The following is an 18,380-nucleotide window of genomic DNA, read 5'->3' on the forward strand; positions in this document are numbered from 1 at the left end:
TCCTATTCCAAGCTGCCAAATTCAAAGGATATTTTGGATAGGCTTGATGAACTAAGTAAAAAAATAATACCCTTATGTAAGAGTATTATTTCTCAAATTCTACTATGGGCGAGCTTTATTAAATACGAAAGAACTATGGTATTTACATGGGCAAGAAGATAGAAAGATAATTTCTATCTTCTTGTAAGCTTATCGTAATTTTTACAGTCTATCCAAGAAATATGATGGATAGTTCGCCAATAATTTTCGTAGTTTCTCTTTATTATTTTTTATTGCAGATTTTACTTTCTTTTTTGTACTACAATCAAAATCGCTTATTTTATCAGCAATTTTTTGAGAAATAATTCTATCTGAAAATCCAAGCTCATATATACATACAGACTCTTTATTCGGTAATCCATATCTTATTCTATAAATTATATCATTTAAAGTTTCCTGTATGTTTTTACTGCAGTCTTTAGTATTTAGTATCTCGATAATAGCCTGTATTATTGTTAATGAAGCAAATCCAAAGTCTGAGTCACATAAAGTTATTATGTCTTCCAACGATATATCTCTACTCTTTTTACCCCACTTAATTAGTAAATCTACTGACTTTGAATAGTCTAAAATTTGAATATAGCTTTTACCATTAATCCACATTTTTAATAATTCATAAACATGGCTATCATTAATAAACTTAGGTATAATCTTACAATTTTCAGATTCTTTCAATTTATTAGCAATCAAGTTAATCAATGTATCAAAATCCGCATTTGCTATTTCATATAAATTATCATCTATGAATTTAGATAGTTCTTTCATTGTCAGTATACCTAACATACTTTTTCTATAAAGCAATCTATCACCAACATCAAGTGTATTAATATTACTTTTAATGAGATTATATATGGCTTTCAGTTCTTCCCTTTCTTCTTCATTTGCCAAATAGTATCCATATGTAGATTGAATAATATCAAAACTCTCATCTTCAATATCTGCAAAGCCAAGTATAAAATTTTCCAAAGACACTAAAATATGTTCTATTTCATCCATTTTATAGAAAATTTCTTCACCATATTTAAGAATGCTTTTTTTTATTTCAGTATATTCTGCCTTATTAGAATATCTGTATTTAATATATTTTTTTAAAAAATCAAAAGAAATTACTCTATTATTTCCCAAATCAACTTCTCTGACTAATTTCAAAAGATTACTAGAACACTCTTCAGAATTATCAGCATTAAGTAATCGCTTATAATTATTTAGCTTATAAGTTTCCTTACTATTTTTATAAACATCTTCTGTTAAAATGATTGTCCCTTCTGTCTCTTTTCCTGCTCTTGCCGTTCTTCCAATCAAATTATGAAAATCCCTAACCTTAATTACCTGCTTTGATTGATAAATACTAGATACAATTAAATATTTAATAGGTAAATTTACACCCTGTGCCAATGTAGAAGTGCATACTACACAACGGATTAATGATTTTTTCAATGCATATTCTTCAGCAATTCTTACTCCGTTAGGCACACCCGAATGATGCCCTACAATACCATTTAATGCTGCTATATATAAATTATTTTCACCAAGGTGTTCTTTTATTAGATATGCAATTTTTGAACATTCAGTTTTATCTGATAAGGTAGAAAAATCCTCTAACGAGATGCCTCTTTCTTTCAAATCAATAAATCTCTTTAGAATATTATTTACGGTATCCTTTTTTGAACAAAAAATAGCTATACTCCCATTTGCAATCAATTTAATTGCATAGTAAATACCTACATCTTGCTTATTATTCTTAAAATCAGGAAAATATCTCTGCTTTTTCTCATTGCCTACCTTATTTAATTCCTTTGTTTGAACTACTCTAGGCACATAAAATTCTTCTTCTAAGTTTCTATTAGGCTCTACAAAATGAAGATTGCTATAGGCATTATTAATATTGGATGACATAAATGTGTTAAAAGCCACCGTCTTTTCTGATGTTTTAATGGTATCATTCCTTATAACAATACCATCATTATTAATCCATAAATTTAATTGATCAGCATTAGAAATTACTGCTGAAACTAATATTTTCTGTGCATCTGGTTTAAGATAACTATTAATAGTTGTTAATAAAAGTTCATAATCCGTCCCTCTTGCTTCATCATCAAACAAATGAGCCTCATCAAAAACAATCATGTTAATACTTTCAATTATTTCCGTATTGTGTTTTAAAATATAAGCCAACTTTTCTGGAGTCATAACAAATACTTTTTTGACAATTGACTCAGATGTGACTAATTCTATTTCACTAGGTTCAGGAATATCAGAAAATTCAGTTATAGTTATATTTTCATCAAATGCAAAAAACTTCTCCATATCAAACAATATTTCTTTACATAATGCCCTAAATGGAGCTACTACAATTACAATAGATGTTCTTTTAGATAAAAAGGCAGATTGTATAGCAAGGGAAACTGATGTGGTTTTTCCTGAACTTGTCGGCATTTGAATAACGCCTGATTTTCCTTTGAAAATCCCTTTTTCCCCCAATAAGATCTGGGATGCCCACATTTCTTTCATCAGCACATTACTTTTAAATGTTGCAATCCACTCATTCTTATCAATTTCAGAATACAATGGCATTAGATTAATACATGAATTATAAATTTTCTTTTTTAATATTGCTAAAATAATATCTGTAAATAATATTTCTCTATCATTCCCAAAATGATAAACATAGTTTCTAAATTCTTCAAATTGAACTTTTTCTAAATTCTCACTATCAAAAAACTTATTGTGATAATTAATTAGTTGCATAATATAGCTTCTGTATTTTTCATCTATATCGGAAACATCAAACTTATAGTTGCCATCTAACAGCCATATTATTGCATTTTCTAATCCAGAAGCAGAAAATTTAAAATTATTCAAATTATGCATAATACTCATCATTACTTTTGAACTGCCATTCATATTGCAGAAATAATAAGTAACCGCTCCCATCAATATATAATATGGATTCAAGTCAATACTCATTTCAGACTGAAAATAAGCATCAAAAAACCTTGATACAAAATACAATTCTTCTTCCTTTTCCTTCGAAAGAATTATAGGGGCTTGTTTCATTTTCCATATTTCATTAGAAATGTCACCAACAACCCCAATGCTAAGCAATATAAGGTCATTTGCTTGTTCTTCAACTTCTATATGAAGATTTTCTGGTACGCCATACTCATACATTTTTGCTTTTGCTCGAACTTTTTTCAAATAGTATTTTGAAGCACTTTCTATCAGCATGAGCAAGCCCTCCTATATAAATCTCTTAAGAAGAGCAGCAAATCTTTGGAATGAATTATCAATATACTCGTGGATTTTACATTTTCATGCTGACTATTAACCACATCCAAAACTACCTGGTCTGAATACAAATCACTATCCAATACAGCAACTGCAAAAAAGTCAATTATGAACGGATTATCTGTTTTATTTTGAAACCTTTCTACTATTTTAGCCTCTTCAATTCTCAAGCGATTAAACAATCTTCTTTTTTCAGCATTTAGAGACTCTCCTAGTCTAACTCTGTCTTTAACAGAGTGTTTTATAGCATCTTTAACAGTCTTTTCACACAAACTTTTTTTATTTCCAGATTTACTTGAACGAGTTTTTACTTCAGCAACTATTAAGTGATCCGTCTTGCTTGGCTTATCAATATTGTTCACTTGATAACCTATGACATCGCTTCCAGATACCGGCATATCTGGATTGACTTTTTCCAAATATCTAGTCCTGGTGACATAATGTTTTAAAGTGAAATTTATATAGTCATATACCAGTATTTCTCCAAATTCACCAGACATAGTTGAAGCCCCTATGCTATTTTGATGGCTAGGAAATATATTCTTCTCCAAAAATTCTTGTTTTGTTAATCCTGTTCCTTTAATTAGCGGCTCTAACAGAATCTCTTCAACATAATTATTTCTTAATCCGGATGCCCAACTATTCAAAATACTATCAGCTAATAATTCATTATTAAGTTTATATACCTGTATTTCTTTTCCACTTGAATAAGGAATAGATTTGTCAAACACAAAATATTTACCATTATCAAAAAACAAATTTATCCCCCTCCTTACTGTAAATTTTCTACTATTACAGAAATTAATGCCAAACATCTCTTATAGAAATACTTATAATGCAATTCCTTGTTGATATCTATTTTATTAATTTCATGATGCCTTATTCGATATGAGTTCCCTGTATCCGTCAATACTTTAAATTCATTATCAAACATTTTTTTGATATGTTCATTCCCGTAACTTATATCATTAATGATTTTTTCTGCTTATTTTTTCTTATCCAAAGTAGGATAATAAGTCTTAATTCTTTCAAACGCATCCTAGATTTTTTCAACAGCATAGGAATATTCACCTTTATTGTATAAATCTTCAGCTGTCCTTATTAACTCTTCAAGACCAGCTTCATTAATATTTGTTGAATCATCGAGTCCGATTGCTTTATTGCTTGTAGAATGTACTTCTCCATTTCTGAGCTCTACATTGATATTATTTAATTTAAAAATGGCATTTATCCATTTCTAAATTGTGAAGATTTTGTAGTGTGCCTATTAAAACTTTCAATAACATCAAACACAGTGAATGGTTGAGTACCTTCTTTAAAATCACTAAATTCATTTATTTCTACAAGTTCGCTTCCCACATAATGTTTTGGAATATAAAACTTAGTAATATCCTCTAAAACTAAGTCATTTATTGATTTGTAATAATTAAAATTGGTTTCAGATGTAAACATAAATGTTTCGTTATATTCATTCATTACCTTAAAAAGCTGATGTCTCGCTGCATTAGGAAGTTTAATACTGATTTTTTTGCTAGTTATTAAGGATTTGTTTCTTTCTGAAAAAGGGATATACATATCTGGTTTCTTAATATATGTTCTCCAGCTAAACACATCTCTTCCTGATATCTTACTTGACGCAAAAAGCTCATATCCATCTTCTTGCAATAAGCTATTTATTTTTTCAAAGTAATTCTTCCAATATTTACTCTCATCTCTTACCTCAGGATGAAAAACTTCACATAAAAAATCCAACAAAACAGTATCTGTTCCATATACCAAATGAAATCTTTCATCATCAAATATCCAATTATCTGGATAATTACCATTATATGTATGCATTGTGATTTCTTCTTCTGCATTTGCAACTCTCGAATATTGACTCTTCCAACTCGATAAGTCATACAATCTTTTTAAGAAATCCACAATCTCGAGACGACCATAATAAGGGTAATATATGGTTTCTTCTACTATCCAATTATCTTCTGTTATGCCATTTTTAAACAAATCAATTATATCTCTTCTAGTAATGCCTGATATATTACCCAAATTAATCGCCACCTTTACCGTTTATTTTTCTTCATAATCTCGTCAAAAATTGTATCGTTTAACCATTTACTAAAGTTAGAATTATTTGTCCATTGTCCAAATAGTTCCATGTTGTCTACCATTATAATTCTGAAAACTTCTTTTAATGCTGAATGATACTCCCTTTTGATATTTTCGATATCTGAGTTTTTTAGAGCATTCTTGAATTTTTCGTTCTTCAGGACCATTTCTGGCAACTCTTTGATTTGCCTTGCAACATTATCTTTGTCTTGCCAGTTTATATTCCCAAAAATGTCATTAAATGTAGATACAATATTTTCTAATGTATCTAGCTCAACTTCATTCTTTTTTCCAGCTCCTATGCCCAAGCCTTCAACTTTACCGTCCTCATCTTCCAAAATAATATCAATTGTATTTTTCTTTTCTAGCCTATAACTTTCTAAATCAACTGACTCCAAAATTCCTGCAGACAAATCATCTCCTTCTGGTATCGGCAATCTATGAATCAATTGTTCAAAAAAAATCACTTTCTTTTCCCAATCTACTTGACCAATCGGTAGAATAGATGCTAAGAAATTATAGGTTCTTATAAAAGATTTTACACCACTCTTAAATTCAACCTGATCTTCTTCGCTTAGAACTGCATACCTTTCCACAGACTTATCTACAATGCTATCAATAAAACTTCTTGGGCTGTTTTTTAGAAATAGATCAACTAATCTATCAACTTCATCCTCTTCATAAACATACTTTGCATCAAGCATGGATAATAAATTATGAAGTTTGTTAGGATCTGTTTCTCCTTCTAACTTTGTTTCCTTATAGTATGGTTGAAAAGCTTCTAATATATGTTCCGGTTCATTTGCAAAATCAATCACGCAAGTATCTATCTTATATTTAGCACTCCTATTAAGTCTTGATAGAGTTTGTACTGCCTTAACATCATTCAAAACCTTATCCACATACATTGTATGTAAAAGAGGCTCATCATATCCGGTCTGATATTTATCAGCAACAATCAAAAACTTATATTTATCTTGCTTAAATTTTTCTGGCGTCTCTTTATCAGAAAAACCATTCAAACTTGTTTCTGTTACAATCTTACCTTTGCATTCTTTTTCGCCAGAAAATGCAATCAAGGCTTCATAACCAGTATTAGAATTTTTTAGTAGCTCACTAACTATGTGATAGTACTCAATCGCTCTTAAAATACTTTGCGTTATAATCATTGCCTTTGCTTTTCCATTAATCTTATTCACTGTATTTGCAAGGAAATGATTCACCATAACTTCGCCTTTTTCTCTTATTGGAAATTCTTGACCTTCCACATAATTTCTAATTTTCTTTTGAGCTTTCTTTTTGTCGAAATCAGGGTTGTCTTCTATTGTTTTGTAAATCTTATAATAGTTTTCATAATGTGTATAATTTTTTAAAACATCAAGAATAAATCCTTCTTCAATAGCTTGTTTCATGGAGTATAGATCAAATACACTTCCAAACATTTGGATAGTTTTTGCTTTAGGAGTAGCAGTGAAAGCAAAGAAACTTGCATTTTCAGGCATCTTTCTTGCCTCAATCAGCTCATTTAGTTTATCTTCTATTTTAAATTCATCCTCATTACCTAAGCTACCTGATACAGCCATATTTAATGAAGCTGCTGCCCTACCGCTTTGTGATGAATGAGCTTCATCAATTATAATTGCAAAATTTTTACCCTTTAAATCAGTTCCAATTTTCTCAAGTAAATATGGGAATTTCTGAACGGTTGTAATGATAATCTTTTTACCATCAATCAACATATTCTTTAAATCTGTTGAAGAACCAGCATGTCCAACAACACTCTTTTCATCTATAAATTTCCTAATATTATCGTTAATTTGCTTATCCAAGTTCAATCTATCGGTAACAACAATAACTGAGTCAAAAGCTTTTTGGTCTTTATAATCAACTTCAACCAAACGATAAGCGAGCCAAGTTATAGAATTACTCTTACCACTACCTGCACTGTGTTGGATTAAATATCTGCTTCCGACACCATTTTTATGAACATCTTCTACAAGTCTTGTAACCACTCTATATTGATGATATCTAGGGAAAATCAACGTTTCTGTTTTTTTGACTTTATCTACAGAAATATATGCAAAGTCTCTTATCAAGCTTGTCAATGTTTCCTTTTTCAAAAAAACTTTCCATAAATAATCTGTCATTGTACCACTATCATTTATAGGATTACCTGAGCCACCAACGGTAGTACCTTTATTAAACGGCATAAATCTTGTGTTTTTTCCATCTAATTTTGTTGCAAAAGTAATAAAGTTTTCATCCACTGCAAAATGTGCAATGCACCTTTTAAAACTAAATAAGGTTTCTTTTGGATCTCTGTCATTTTTATATTGTTCTTCGGCATCTTTATATGTCCAGCCTGTGCTAGAGGCTCTGCTCTTAAGTTCCATTGTTATAATTGGAAGCCCGTTTACAAAAATAGCCAAATCAAGTTCCAATCCTCTATTTTTATCAGAATATGTCAGCTGGTTAGTGACTGAAAAAATATTCATTTTAAATTCATCATAAGAACTTGGTCTTTTAGGATCTAAGGCATGATAAAAAATGATAGTCCCTGAGGATGGATAGCACTTAATACCATTCTTTAAAACAGAAACAATCCCATTTTGCCTAATTGAAGTATCCAGCTGCTTATAGAACTTTTCTTTTCCGCCGTCTGTATCAAGCCTTAAAACATCAAATTCATAAGGCTGAGATCTCTTAATAAATTCCAAAAGTCTCTTTTCATCAAAAGCATATTTTCTATCAAAAGAAATCTTCATCTCATCTGGTTTTATGTATACATAGCCCTGACTAGAAACAAGAGATTCGATTATATTGTTTTCAAGTTCTGCTTCCATCTTTGTATCTCTAATCCCCATCTTCTATATCCTCCATTTCGTCAAATTCTTCCATTTCATCACCAGAAACAGTTACTTTTTCATATTCTGGTATAAGAATATTTGTTACATCAATTTTTCCTGTTACTACTTCTGAAATTAGTGATTGTTTAAGGTTCATCAATTCTTTAATACTATTTTCCAAAGTATCCCTTAAAGAATTGATATTTCCGATAAACTTATCTAGCTTATCGGTTATACTTGTTTGAACTTCTTCATATGGTATTTGTACTTTAGACGATTTTAAAATTTGTTGTGTAATACTATAAACTTTTATTCCTTTAACAGATTTTCTTATTTGCTTTCTCCACTTATTACTTTGAAAGTAGTATACAAGATATTTAGATTTAAATTTTATGATTGGCTTAGCTACTACAGTATGATACCCTGCATATACTTTTTGGAAATTATCTTCTAAAAAAGTAAAATTACCACATCCTTTTAAATCTTCAGATGTATCAGCAAAAACAAAATCCCCCTTTTTTAGCTGTGCAAAATTTGTAATGACAATACCTCCTATTTTTTCTAAGCCTTTCAATTTAGGATTATTAGATGAAAAACTAAAGATAAAGTCATTATGTATTTCACCATAACTTATACACTTAAAACCAGTTTCTCCCAAATTCTCTTTAGTAATACCTAGTCCCTTACCAAAATCAAAAATAGATTTTAAAGGTTGCATTTCACAATCAATTGATTCAATCTGTAAATCGATATATTTTTGTTTGAATAATTCTAATTCTTTTATCTTCTTTTTTTCTACTTGGATTAATCTATCTATCTCATTGATTTTCCAGTCAAGATAATTTGCAATCTGTTCTTGCTCTTCAATTGGGGGTATTGGTATTTTTACATATTTTAGTGATTGGATTGGTACTCTTAGTCTGTGATCAAGAATCCCTTTACCTAAAATTCTGAACGACTCATATAAATTTCTATTTTGAAATAAATATGATAGATAATTAATGTCATATTCTGCTACATTCATCAATTTTAAAACATAATAAACCTGACTTAAAACACCACTATGGTTTGATTTTCCAAGTGAACCTATCATCATATTCATTGAGTTCAGTACTAAATCATTTGGATAAACAACTTTATAGCTATTAATATTTTCGGAGGCTTTATTGCCAATATTGCCTTTATCTGTATATGGGATAACTCCTCTACCTTTTAAAACAGAAAGAATAAAATTATTTTTCCCGTTGTAATTCCTCTCTGTGCGTTCTTCAAAAACATGAGAAATAGGCCTTATATCCCAGTGCTCCGGAACTTCTTTTACCCAAAGTAAATTAGAATCTGAGTATTTCTCATATCTATTCATAAAGACCCTCCAATATAGAAGCCATCATACCATCAGATTGTCTTTCCAACTCTTTAATGCGACCTATAATATCTTCTACACTTTCAAGCTCTTTCGCCTTATAGAAATATTTAGTGAAATTTATTTCGTAGCCAATTTGGGTTTTACTCTCATCTACAAAAGCATCTGCATGATAAGGCAAGACTTCCTTTTTAATAAACTCTTCTATTCCACCTTCAAATGTCATAGGAATACTTTCTGTATCTCTAAGATCTGGATCTACAATCACATTTCCTTTTGAGTCCTTTTGGATAACGGCACTCTCGTCTCGAATTATCATATTGTCAAGCAATCCTGTTGAAACAAACTTACTTAAACTTGCACCTTTTATATTTTTCTTTTTTAAATGCTTGTTAAAGTTTTTCTCAAAAGCTATATAATCCAGATATTCTTCATCGCTTTTCATTAATTTTAAGACTTCCAAATATGCTTCAATATTTTCGATCTTTTCAAGTTCTTTGATAGAGGCGGCTGTTCCTTTGATAAAACTATCCTCAAGTATTTTCTTATCTATCTTTCCCGAAAAAACTCCTATCTTCTTTAGCTCTTCCTCTATTTCTTTTAAATTTTCAGCATTGCATAATACAGCTTGTCTTAGTGGTCTTTCTACTATGACCTTATAGTATCCAAACTCATCGTTTGAAAAGATTTTTGAGTACTCATTTTCTTCAAAATTTAGATATTGATTTAATATAAATTTTCTATCAGCTTCTGAAAACTCGCAATTTTTTTTCCCCATATTTTTTCTAAGTGAAGTCTTAATTCCGTTTGCATTAATAAGCTGAATTTTGCCTTTTCTTCTTTCTTCTTTTCTATTTGAAAGAATCCAAATATATGTTGTTATACTAGTGTTATAAAACATGTTTTCAGGCAATTGAATAATAGCTTCAATCAAATCTTCCTCAATCATAAATCTTCTTGCATTACTTGCTCCATTTCCTGCATCACCTGTAAATAGAGCTGAACCATTATGAACCTCAACAATACGAGACCCCATTTCAGTTTCTTTCATCTTGGAAATATTATTAAGCAAGAAAAGCAATTGTCCATCACTTACATCAGGTATCATCCTAAAATCATCTTGTTCTTTATAGCTTTTGACAAAACGCTTATCTATTATATTTTTCTTTAAATCTTTATCATTTCCACTTCCTAAAATAGCCAAATCTGTTTTCCACGTTTTGCCATATGGAGGATTAGATAACATGAAATCAAAATATTGCCCTGAAGTTCTATCATCAGAAAGGGTAGATCCATAGTAAACATTATTAGAGTCTGTGTCTCCGCCTTTGATAAGCAAATCCGCTTTAGAAATTGCATATGTTTCTGGATTTACTTCTTGTCCAATCAAATGAATAGATACTTTCTTATCATTTTCTTTTGAGAATACTTTTAGTCTTTCTTCTGCAACAGTTCCCATGCCAAGAGTTCCGCAAGCTCCATCATAGATTGAATAAGTACCATTTTTTATTTTATCCATAATTGGATACATAGTAATATCAGCCATTAGCTCAATTACATCACGAGGTGTAAAGTGCTCCCCTGCTTCTTCATTATTTTCTTCATTGAATTTTCTAATTATTTCTTCAAACAAAGTTCCCATGGCATGATTATCTAAGCCTTTTTTGATAATATCTCCACTAGAGTTTTTCTCATCATACGGACTCAAATTAAGTTCACTTGAAGTGAATTTTTCGATAACAGAACCCAATATACCAGCTTCTGTCATTTTTATTAACTGGTTATTAAAATCAAATTTTTGAAGAATTTCTTTTACATTTTCCGAAAAGCCATTTAAATATTCTTCAAAACTTTTCTTTAAGTTTTGCCTATTGGTTTCATGCTTTAAGTCTTTTAAGCAAAAATTAGAAGTATTGTAAAACGGAAGTCCAACAGCTGTATCTAAAGTTTTTATAACATCCCAGCCGTGTTTTTCTGCCATTTCTTTAACTTTCATTATGTTGGCTTTTTCTGGTTCAATAATAGAATCAAATCTTCTGATTACGGTCATAGGAAGAATTACATCTCTATATTTTCCTCTTACATAAACGTCTCTTAGACAATCATCTGCAACAGACCAAATAAAACTAATTAATTTATTATATTCAAGTGCACTGTATGTACTTTCCATTACTTATCCTCCTTAAAATCCTTATCTATGCAAATTAAATCCCCAATATCTGTTCCAAGTTCTTCGCAAATTTTTCCGATAATCGTAAGAGACACGGCGTATCCTCTAGCCATTTTTGAAATTGTAGTAGGCGATACGCCTATTTTATTTATTAAATCTTTTTTCTTCATATTTTTATCTATTAGAGTTTTCCAAAGTCCATTGTAGCTAAATTTCATAATTATCGCTCCTTATTCCATAATATTGGATTTTTTATCCATAATATTATAATACAAACCTCTATTTTATTCCACAAAAAAATAATCGATGCAAGTCCGAAAACTACACCGACATATCCTTATCTTCCCGCTTCTTTAGAAGCTCCTTTCTTTTTAGTAGGCTTTGCTTTTTCTTCTGCCTTAAACTTCTTAATTGCTCCAAGTATAGATTCTTTCTTTTCATCTCGACCTTTCATCTGCTCTTTTGCCTTTAACAGTTTTGAAGAAAGTATCCTAATGTTAGTATGTTCCTTGCCGTTATCATCAACGGAAGTTCTGATCTGTCCAAAGAGCTTAACAAAATCTCCCTGCTTAAAGTCTTTTGGAATATCACCCTTTTCTCCGCATGTGGAGCAATTATGATATATCTTATTTCCCTCATCATCTTTGGATGCTACAGAGAAATTTACTACCTTAAAGGCTTCTCCCTCCTTATTTTCTCTCTCAACTACATCTACCTTCCCCACTATATTTCCAACGATATTGACAAGGTTGTCTTTCTCTTCCTGAACACAAGGCAGGTCTTTAATCTACCCCCCCCCCTGTTCTCTTAAATCTTCAATCATGTGATCAAATTCCTCATGAAGCAAATTAACGGTGTCATTGTCCATATAAGCCTCACAGAGCTTATCCAAAGCACTTTCATCGTTGATACCTTTTCCATGCTGATAACCGCCTTAACAAAGTCCTTGTGGTTATCACTTACCATATCTTCTATCTGATTTCTTATTGTTTTGTAATCCATGTTTTTATCTCCCTTCATAGTAAAAGGGAGGTTTCCCTCCCCTTATCTTAAAAATTTCTTGTCTTCTTACGTTAGCTCGCTCTCGTTTTTGCTAATAGGGCGAGCATACTTTACGTGGCCACAAAACGTTACCGTTTTTGGCTCACGTAAGAGGCTCGCAAGGAAAGTTTGCCACTCCCTTGACCCACGCTTTTGCTCCGAGTATATTTATTGAAAACAGCTGAACCGAGTAGGCTGTTTTCAATAAATATTTAAACTTACGGACATATTTCCGTAAGAGCTCGGAGTGATTGTCGGTTAATTTTTATTTTTTTGTTTAAAAAAACAACGTTATCTGTTGTCGTTATTGTCTGCGCATACCATAAACTAAAAATATGTTTTTCTATACGTTTTATAACGGAATTCAAGGAAAAACCAAAATTAAGTAAAATTTAACCAAACTCGTAGTATAAAGTGCTCTGTATCTCGTAAAATAGGGCTTTTAAAGCATTTTTGTAGTGTGTAACTAAATGCTCGTTTGTTTCTTTTTCCGATCCCGTACCTATTTAACATGTATAAATACGTTCGTATACAGTTACTTCCTATGGACTCAAAAAAATATTTAGATTTTTTACTTTGTGATCTACATTTTGGCTTTACTTCTGCAAATAAAACACCTATCATGTGTTTTATTGGGACATTCTTATGTAGGAGATATTTATGAGTGTAAATTTTCATAAAAGGCGCAGCATCACTAAAACCATAATAAAAAAACTAATACCGAATGGTTGGCTATCGAAAAGAAGCTAAAAGAAACAGGGATGACCTTTTCAAAATTTGCCCTAAGTTCAATGCTGTCCAGGCGAATTAGACTTCCTATCGAAAGGGAGCTTTTAGCTGAGTTAGCTAAACAAGGAAACAACTTAAACCAAGTGGCTACCAAGCTAAATAGCGGCAAAAGTTTGGATAGGGTTGCCATTCGAATTCTCACCGAAAATAACGCTCTTTTGCATCGAATTTACGAGACTTTGGGGAAATAATGAAAGCTATCGGTAAAGTTTATCGTTTTTCGGTTTTATACTTTTGCTATGTAAGGAGACGTGGGTAACGATGCTAGTTAAATTCCTTCCTACATATACCGGTGGCGGTCTTGGGAGCATAAACTACCTTTTAAACGAAAGAAGAAAAGTGGCCGGAACGGCTAAGGTCGTAAAGGGTGACGAAAATTTAACTAGAGCCGTAATAAAAGGGGTTACTTATAAACAAAAGACCTGTTTCGGAGTTCTATCATTTGAGGAGAAGCATGATTTTATGAACGAGGAGCAAAAGCTAAAAATCATAAAAGATTTTGAGCACGCACTGCTTGGGGATTATATGTTAGATAGAGTAAATGTGCTCTGGATCGGGCATTCAGACAAGAACGGTCGACTAGAACTAAATTTCTTGATCCCAAAGATTGACATGCCGACAGGCAAATCATTTAATCCATATTTGGCTAAATTTGACCAACATAGGATTGATTTGATTAAAAGAATGATTAACGATGAGTATAGCCTGTCAAGTCCGGATGATCCCGCAAGAGAGCAAACTATATCGGCTAGCAAGAAAAACATAGGACACTACCAAAATTTAGAAGAACTCGATAAAAAGCTACACGAGCTAGTTAAAGAGGGCTACATCAAAAATAGAGACCACATGATAGATCTTCTGGGTCAAAGCGGTATCGAAGTAACCAGATCGACTAAAAAAAGTATAACCGTTGTGTTATCTAATCAAAAAACAAAAAATCGTCTCAAAGGAGGAATATACGATGCAAATTTCACAGGCGCTCAAGGACTTGGAGAGCTCAGCCAAAGCTCAAGCAGAAGAATTAAAGAGTTCCATAATAGAGACACACAAGCAGAGCGCGAAAGAAATAGGCGAAAGCTTGAAGAGCTTATTGAAAAGCGAGATAGATTCAATAAGCGGAAATTTAGAGCCTCGCTTTCAAGAGATAATATCGAACCAGAACAAGAACAAAAGATGGATATCAATACTCACGGCTACGATGGCGCTGATAATAGGAATAGCGGCGGGATATCAGATGCGCTTTTATGTACTGGAGCCGCAAATCAAGAAAACGAGATCGGATGCAATCAAGGAGCTACAGGTGATTTTAGACGAGCAAACAAAAAAGATGGAGACAATGGAGGTATGGACGATACCGCAAGCTTGGAGACATTCCGAGACGGAAGCGGACGGAAGGATGCAGTACTATATATCGGTCCCTCGGAGCAAGGAGATCTTCGAGAAAAACGACAAATACTACATACCTATGAGAACGGAGTAGAAGATGACGACATTAGAAGAAGCATTGTTCAGAGAAAACGAGAGCTTGACACAAATGATCGAGAGCGAAAGGAGCGAATACGAATCGCAGAAGAAGGCCTTGATCGAAAAATACGAGAGGGAGTTATCGAATTTGCGGCAAGACAAAATGAATTTGATAGATCGCATGCAGTGTTTGATGAACGATTGCGAGAACAAAATATACGAATCGTCGCAAGCGCAAAGAGAAAGATACGAGAAATCTTTGGGGTTTTTAAAAAAGAAATTAATAAGTTTGCAAGAAGAATTCAAAGAACTATCGAAAAGATACGAATCTTTGAAAGAGAAGTGTCAAGAATAGCGACCAATAGGCAAAATATTAAAAGTGTAGAGGAAGCGACCCTGGATGTGGATGAAGAATTGTCGGAAAGTCTAGATAATGCCTGGGAGATGAGCATGTAGTCTTATGGGAGTGAATCAGCCTTATTTTCTTTAGTGCTCTAGGCCTTAATTGGAATCAAAAGGCAGATTTTGCTCAGTTGCTTTGGCGAGATATGGATAGCCTACTTCTTGGACTTATCCAAGGATACTGCGGTTGTATTTTTAATATCAAATAGGTTCAATATCTAAAATATACTGCGCTTGATCTCCAGCCACTTCGTGTTTGGCTATCCATTTTTATATCTTTTCTCTATCGTATAGAACTTTTCTGCCGCCTAGCTTTATGTATGGTAATATACCTTTAGATCTCCAAATCGATTGGGCATCAGTACCGACACTAAAGAAAGCTTCAAATTCCATGGGCGTTATAAACTTTTTTTGACAAGGATTTATTTGCATTTTTTCCCTTTTACAAAATTTTTGCATCCATCCTACCATGTAACAAGCCTTAAGTCCAGCAAAAAGCCAGTTCACCAAAAGATAATTTACTGTTTTTTGTTTTTGTGGTGCCAGAGGAGCGGTCGGGTGCTTAGACAAATTTACAAAAAAGTTTAATATCTTTTATGATATAATCCGTCCAAAGGATAAAGTTTGTGGGAAATTACATTTTTGGACGATCGAGTAGCTGAAGATTTTAAAGCCCTGCCTCCTAAAATTTCCGCTAACATGACCCATATATTTAAGCTCTTACGTCTTTACGGCAATCAAGTCGGTGAGCCGCAAACTAAAAGCCTAGGCGACGGGCTTTTTGAAATAAGGGCTAAGGGTGCAGAAGGTATAGGCAGAGGTATATTTTGTTATATGGCTGGTAAGCGCGTTTATATATTGCACGTGTTTGTAAAGAAAAGCGATAAAATACCTCAGAAAGAACTGGATATCGCCAGAAATAGATTGAAGGAGTTAAAAAATGCCTGAAGTAAAATTTGACGACGTATTTAATGAAATGATGAAAAACGATGAATTTAGAGCCGAATACGAAGCCTTGATGCCTGAATACGAACTAAAAAGCGAGTTGATAAAAGCTAGAATAAAAAGCGGACTGACGCAGTCGCAGCTAGCGGAGAGGATGGGTATGAAACAGTCCAATCTAGCTAGACTAGAAAGCGCAAGCGGAGATTTTAAATTTCAGACGATAATCAAATACGCAAAAGCATTGGGACTAAAGCAGCTAAATATCGCACTGAACTAACAAAAAAGGCGAGGTCAAAATTTGCCTCGTACAAACACATCTTATAAACCAAGAAGTGGGCAACACTAGCTTTAACTTGAAAATCATTTCTGCCCCAATCTTTTAGTGGCTACTAAATTTTCTATCACTTGCGAACTTTTTTGGGTCGCCTTATAGGTATCGACGCCAAGATAGTGTTGCAGAGTCGCCAGTTCTTCGTGCAATAAAGTGCCCGACATCGTATGGATATCCGTGCTAGCTTCCGCAAGAGCGCCTACTACTATATCTCGCGCCATATGCAGGTGAAAAATTTCAACATCCGAAAGTTCTCTGATTTTTTTAACTTGTCTGTCTAGATTAACTATCGTCTCGCCGCTTACGGGACTAGCAAATACCAGCTCGGCTATTCTTGGTATCTCTTGTAGCTTGGATGCTATAAAATTTGGGATGGCTACGATATAGTCGTTAGAGTTTTTTGTCCTCTCTAAAAGCATAGTGTTATTGCCGAAATTTATGTTTTTCCATTTTAGGTTTAAAATTTCAGACTTTCGCCTGCCGGTAAAAATCAGCGCAAAAAGCGTCCAATAAAAAACGTCGTCGGCGTAGAGTTCATTAATGGCGGAAAACAAATTTCTAAGTTTATCCGAACAGTTTACGACTTTTGATTTTTTCTCAATCTTGTCTAGTTTTAAGCCAAACGTCGGCTCGAAAGCTAGAGCCCTATGGATAAGCGCATACTTAAACATGGGGCGCAAAATTTCCTTTATCGTTTTATTGTATGTTTTTGGCGATAGCCCTTTGCTTCGCATAGAGTTATAAAAAATTTGAATATGATCAAGCGTTACCTTTTCTATAGCCAGCGAGCCTAGCGGGCTGTTTTTGATATGATTGTTAAACATCGCCGCTAGCCCGGTCGTAGCTTTGGTTTTGGCTCTAGTTTCCATATATAAATCCCAAAGCTGCTTAACTTTGATGTTTGGCTGGATTCTAGAAACATTAGATGCCGCCATATCTTTGCCTTTTGCCCACTCCGCAAAAACCGCCATAGCTTCTTGTAAATATTCCCGCCCGGTCCATTTTTCTCTTACGGCTATTTCTACTACCTTAGTGGCTCGCCTTCCGTCGCTACTTCTTTTTCTGAATAAAAACTTATTCGTATGATTTTTACTCACGTAGATATTTGGAACTTTCGTCTTTTTGTATTCGCTTAGACTGATTGACATTTGAGTCCTTTTTAAAATCCTTTGTGCCGCTTTGGGTAACCCACTGGGTAACCCATTTGGCTATAGAATTATAATTTCAAAAAAAGTTTTAATAAGCTTAAAGCATCGTATTTTAGGGATATATAAACTTATATAATCTTTAATAAATCTGTGGCGTATTTTTTCAAGTCCTCTCATCCGCACCATTCTTTTTTTATAATTTGAGATAAACTTATATTATTAAAAATTAAAGTTACCCTTTATTATAGAAAGTATTAGGTACTTTTCTTGTTTCTTGACATGTAATAATGTTTTTTGTATAATCTCAATTCTTTTTTAAATAAATGTCTTGCTAGCTCAGTCGGTAGAGCATCTCACTTTTAATGAGGGGGCCGTTGGTTCGAATCCAACGCAGGACACCATTTTTGGGTTTATGACCCTTTCGTCTAGTGGCTCAGGACTCTACTTT

13 protein-coding genes and 1 tRNA gene are annotated in these 18,380 nt (G+C 32.8%); 5 read left to right on the top strand and 9 right to left on the bottom strand.

The window, feature by feature from the left end:
- Nucleotides 1-201 precede the first annotated feature (201 nt).
- From CYP64_RS02975 to CYP64_RS10485, 8 genes are all read right to left on the bottom strand, one after another.
- Complete coding sequence (locus CYP64_RS02975) at nucleotides 202-3,267, bottom strand: DEAD/DEAH box helicase (protein WP_103648614.1); 3,066 nt, start codon at nucleotides 3,265-3,267, stop codon at nucleotides 202-204.
- On the bottom strand, nucleotides 3,261-4,085 hold the full coding sequence (locus CYP64_RS02980; RefSeq protein WP_103648625.1) for a Hachiman antiphage defense system protein HamA: 825 nt from the start codon (nucleotides 4,083-4,085) through the stop codon (nucleotides 3,261-3,263). Before CYP64_RS02980 ends, CYP64_RS02975 begins: the two co-directional genes overlap by 7 nt.
- 469 nt (nucleotides 4,086-4,554) lie before the next feature.
- Nucleotides 4,555-5,385, bottom strand: a complete 831-nt coding sequence (locus CYP64_RS10110; RefSeq protein WP_219809690.1) for a hypothetical protein — start codon at nucleotides 5,383-5,385, stop codon at nucleotides 4,555-4,557.
- Between the two features lie 2 nt (nucleotides 5,386-5,387).
- Nucleotides 5,388-8,276 (bottom strand): type I restriction endonuclease subunit R, encoded by a 2,889-nt coding sequence (locus CYP64_RS02990; RefSeq protein WP_258032914.1) that lies wholly within the window; start codon nucleotides 8,274-8,276, stop codon nucleotides 5,388-5,390.
- A gap of 10 nt (nucleotides 8,277-8,286) precedes the next feature.
- Nucleotides 8,287-9,642, bottom strand: a complete 1,356-nt coding sequence (locus tag CYP64_RS02995) for a restriction endonuclease subunit S (protein WP_103648616.1) — start codon at nucleotides 9,640-9,642, stop codon at nucleotides 8,287-8,289.
- On the bottom strand, nucleotides 9,635-11,812 hold the full coding sequence (locus tag CYP64_RS03000) for a type I restriction-modification system subunit M (RefSeq protein WP_103648617.1): 2,178 nt from the start codon (nucleotides 11,810-11,812) through the stop codon (nucleotides 9,635-9,637). Before CYP64_RS03000 ends, CYP64_RS02995 begins: the two co-directional genes overlap by 8 nt.
- Complete coding sequence (locus CYP64_RS03005; protein ID WP_103648618.1) at nucleotides 11,812-12,030, bottom strand: helix-turn-helix domain-containing protein; 219 nt, start codon at nucleotides 12,028-12,030, stop codon at nucleotides 11,812-11,814. Before CYP64_RS03005 ends, CYP64_RS03000 begins: the two co-directional genes overlap by 1 nt.
- 119 nt (nucleotides 12,031-12,149) lie before the next feature.
- Nucleotides 12,150-12,536 (bottom strand): hypothetical protein, encoded by a 387-nt coding sequence (locus CYP64_RS10485; protein WP_440130145.1) that lies wholly within the window; start codon nucleotides 12,534-12,536, stop codon nucleotides 12,150-12,152.
- A 1,078-nt stretch (nucleotides 12,537-13,614) separates the two neighbouring features.
- Between CYP64_RS10485 and mobC the strand changes: the two genes are divergently transcribed.
- From mobC to CYP64_RS03040, 4 genes are all read left to right on the top strand, one after another.
- The gene (gene mobC, locus CYP64_RS10240) at nucleotides 13,615-13,833 is read left to right on the top strand and encodes a plasmid mobilization relaxosome protein MobC (RefSeq protein ID WP_440130147.1); all 219 of its coding nucleotides are present in this window, start codon (nucleotides 13,615-13,617) and stop codon (nucleotides 13,831-13,833) included.
- A 70-nt stretch (nucleotides 13,834-13,903) separates the two neighbouring features.
- Nucleotides 13,904-15,562, top strand: a complete 1,659-nt coding sequence (locus tag CYP64_RS03025; RefSeq protein WP_258032915.1) for a relaxase/mobilization nuclease domain-containing protein — start codon at nucleotides 13,904-13,906, stop codon at nucleotides 15,560-15,562.
- A gap of 570 nt (nucleotides 15,563-16,132) precedes the next feature.
- Nucleotides 16,133-16,456, top strand: a complete 324-nt coding sequence (locus CYP64_RS03035) for a type II toxin-antitoxin system RelE/ParE family toxin (protein ID WP_219809691.1) — start codon at nucleotides 16,133-16,135, stop codon at nucleotides 16,454-16,456.
- The gene (locus CYP64_RS03040; protein WP_103641294.1) at nucleotides 16,449-16,730 is read left to right on the top strand and encodes a helix-turn-helix domain-containing protein; all 282 of its coding nucleotides are present in this window, start codon (nucleotides 16,449-16,451) and stop codon (nucleotides 16,728-16,730) included. Before CYP64_RS03035 ends, CYP64_RS03040 begins: the two co-directional genes overlap by 8 nt.
- An 83-nt stretch (nucleotides 16,731-16,813) precedes the next feature.
- Here CYP64_RS03040 and CYP64_RS03045 read toward each other — a convergent pair whose 3' ends face one another.
- On the bottom strand, nucleotides 16,814-17,932 hold the full coding sequence (locus tag CYP64_RS03045) for a tyrosine-type recombinase/integrase (RefSeq protein WP_103648621.1): 1,119 nt from the start codon (nucleotides 17,930-17,932) through the stop codon (nucleotides 16,814-16,816).
- Nucleotides 17,933-18,257: 325 nt separating this feature from the next.
- On the opposite strand from CYP64_RS03045, the gene CYP64_RS03050 reads away from it, so the two are divergent.
- Nucleotides 18,258-18,333: transfer RNA gene (locus tag CYP64_RS03050), tRNA-Lys, on the top strand.
- Nucleotides 18,334-18,380 lie beyond the last annotated feature (47 nt).

Source organism: Campylobacter concisus, from assembly GCF_002913945.1.
Taxonomy (GTDB): domain Bacteria; phylum Campylobacterota; class Campylobacteria; order Campylobacterales; family Campylobacteraceae; genus Campylobacter_A; species Campylobacter_A concisus_P.

Bases quoted from the DNA above. Each gene is read 5' to 3' on its own strand.
- CYP64_RS02975 (WP_103648614.1), bottom strand. From the start codon at position 3,267: ATGCTGATAGAAAGTGCTTCAAAATACTATTTGAAAAAAGTTCGAGCA.
- CYP64_RS02990 (WP_258032914.1), bottom strand. From the start codon at position 8,276: ATGGAAGCAGAACTTGAAAACAATATAATCGAATCTCTTGTTTCTAGT.
- CYP64_RS02995 (WP_103648616.1), bottom strand. From the start codon at position 9,642: ATGAATAGATATGAGAAATACTCAGATTCTAATTTACTTTGGGTAAAA.
- CYP64_RS03000 (WP_103648617.1), bottom strand. From the start codon at position 11,812: ATGGAAAGTACATACAGTGCACTTGAATATAATAAATTAATTAGTTTT.
- CYP64_RS03005 (WP_103648618.1), bottom strand. From the start codon at position 12,030: ATGAAATTTAGCTACAATGGACTTTGGAAAACTCTAATAGATAAAAAT.
- mobC (WP_440130147.1), top strand. From the start codon at position 13,615: ATGACCTTTTCAAAATTTGCCCTAAGTTCAATGCTGTCCAGGCGAATT.
- CYP64_RS03025 (WP_258032915.1), top strand. From the start codon at position 13,904: ATGCTAGTTAAATTCCTTCCTACATATACCGGTGGCGGTCTTGGGAGC.
- CYP64_RS03040 (WP_103641294.1), top strand. From the start codon at position 16,449: ATGCCTGAAGTAAAATTTGACGACGTATTTAATGAAATGATGAAAAAC.
- CYP64_RS03045 (WP_103648621.1), bottom strand. From the start codon at position 17,932: ATGTCAATCAGTCTAAGCGAATACAAAAAGACGAAAGTTCCAAATATC.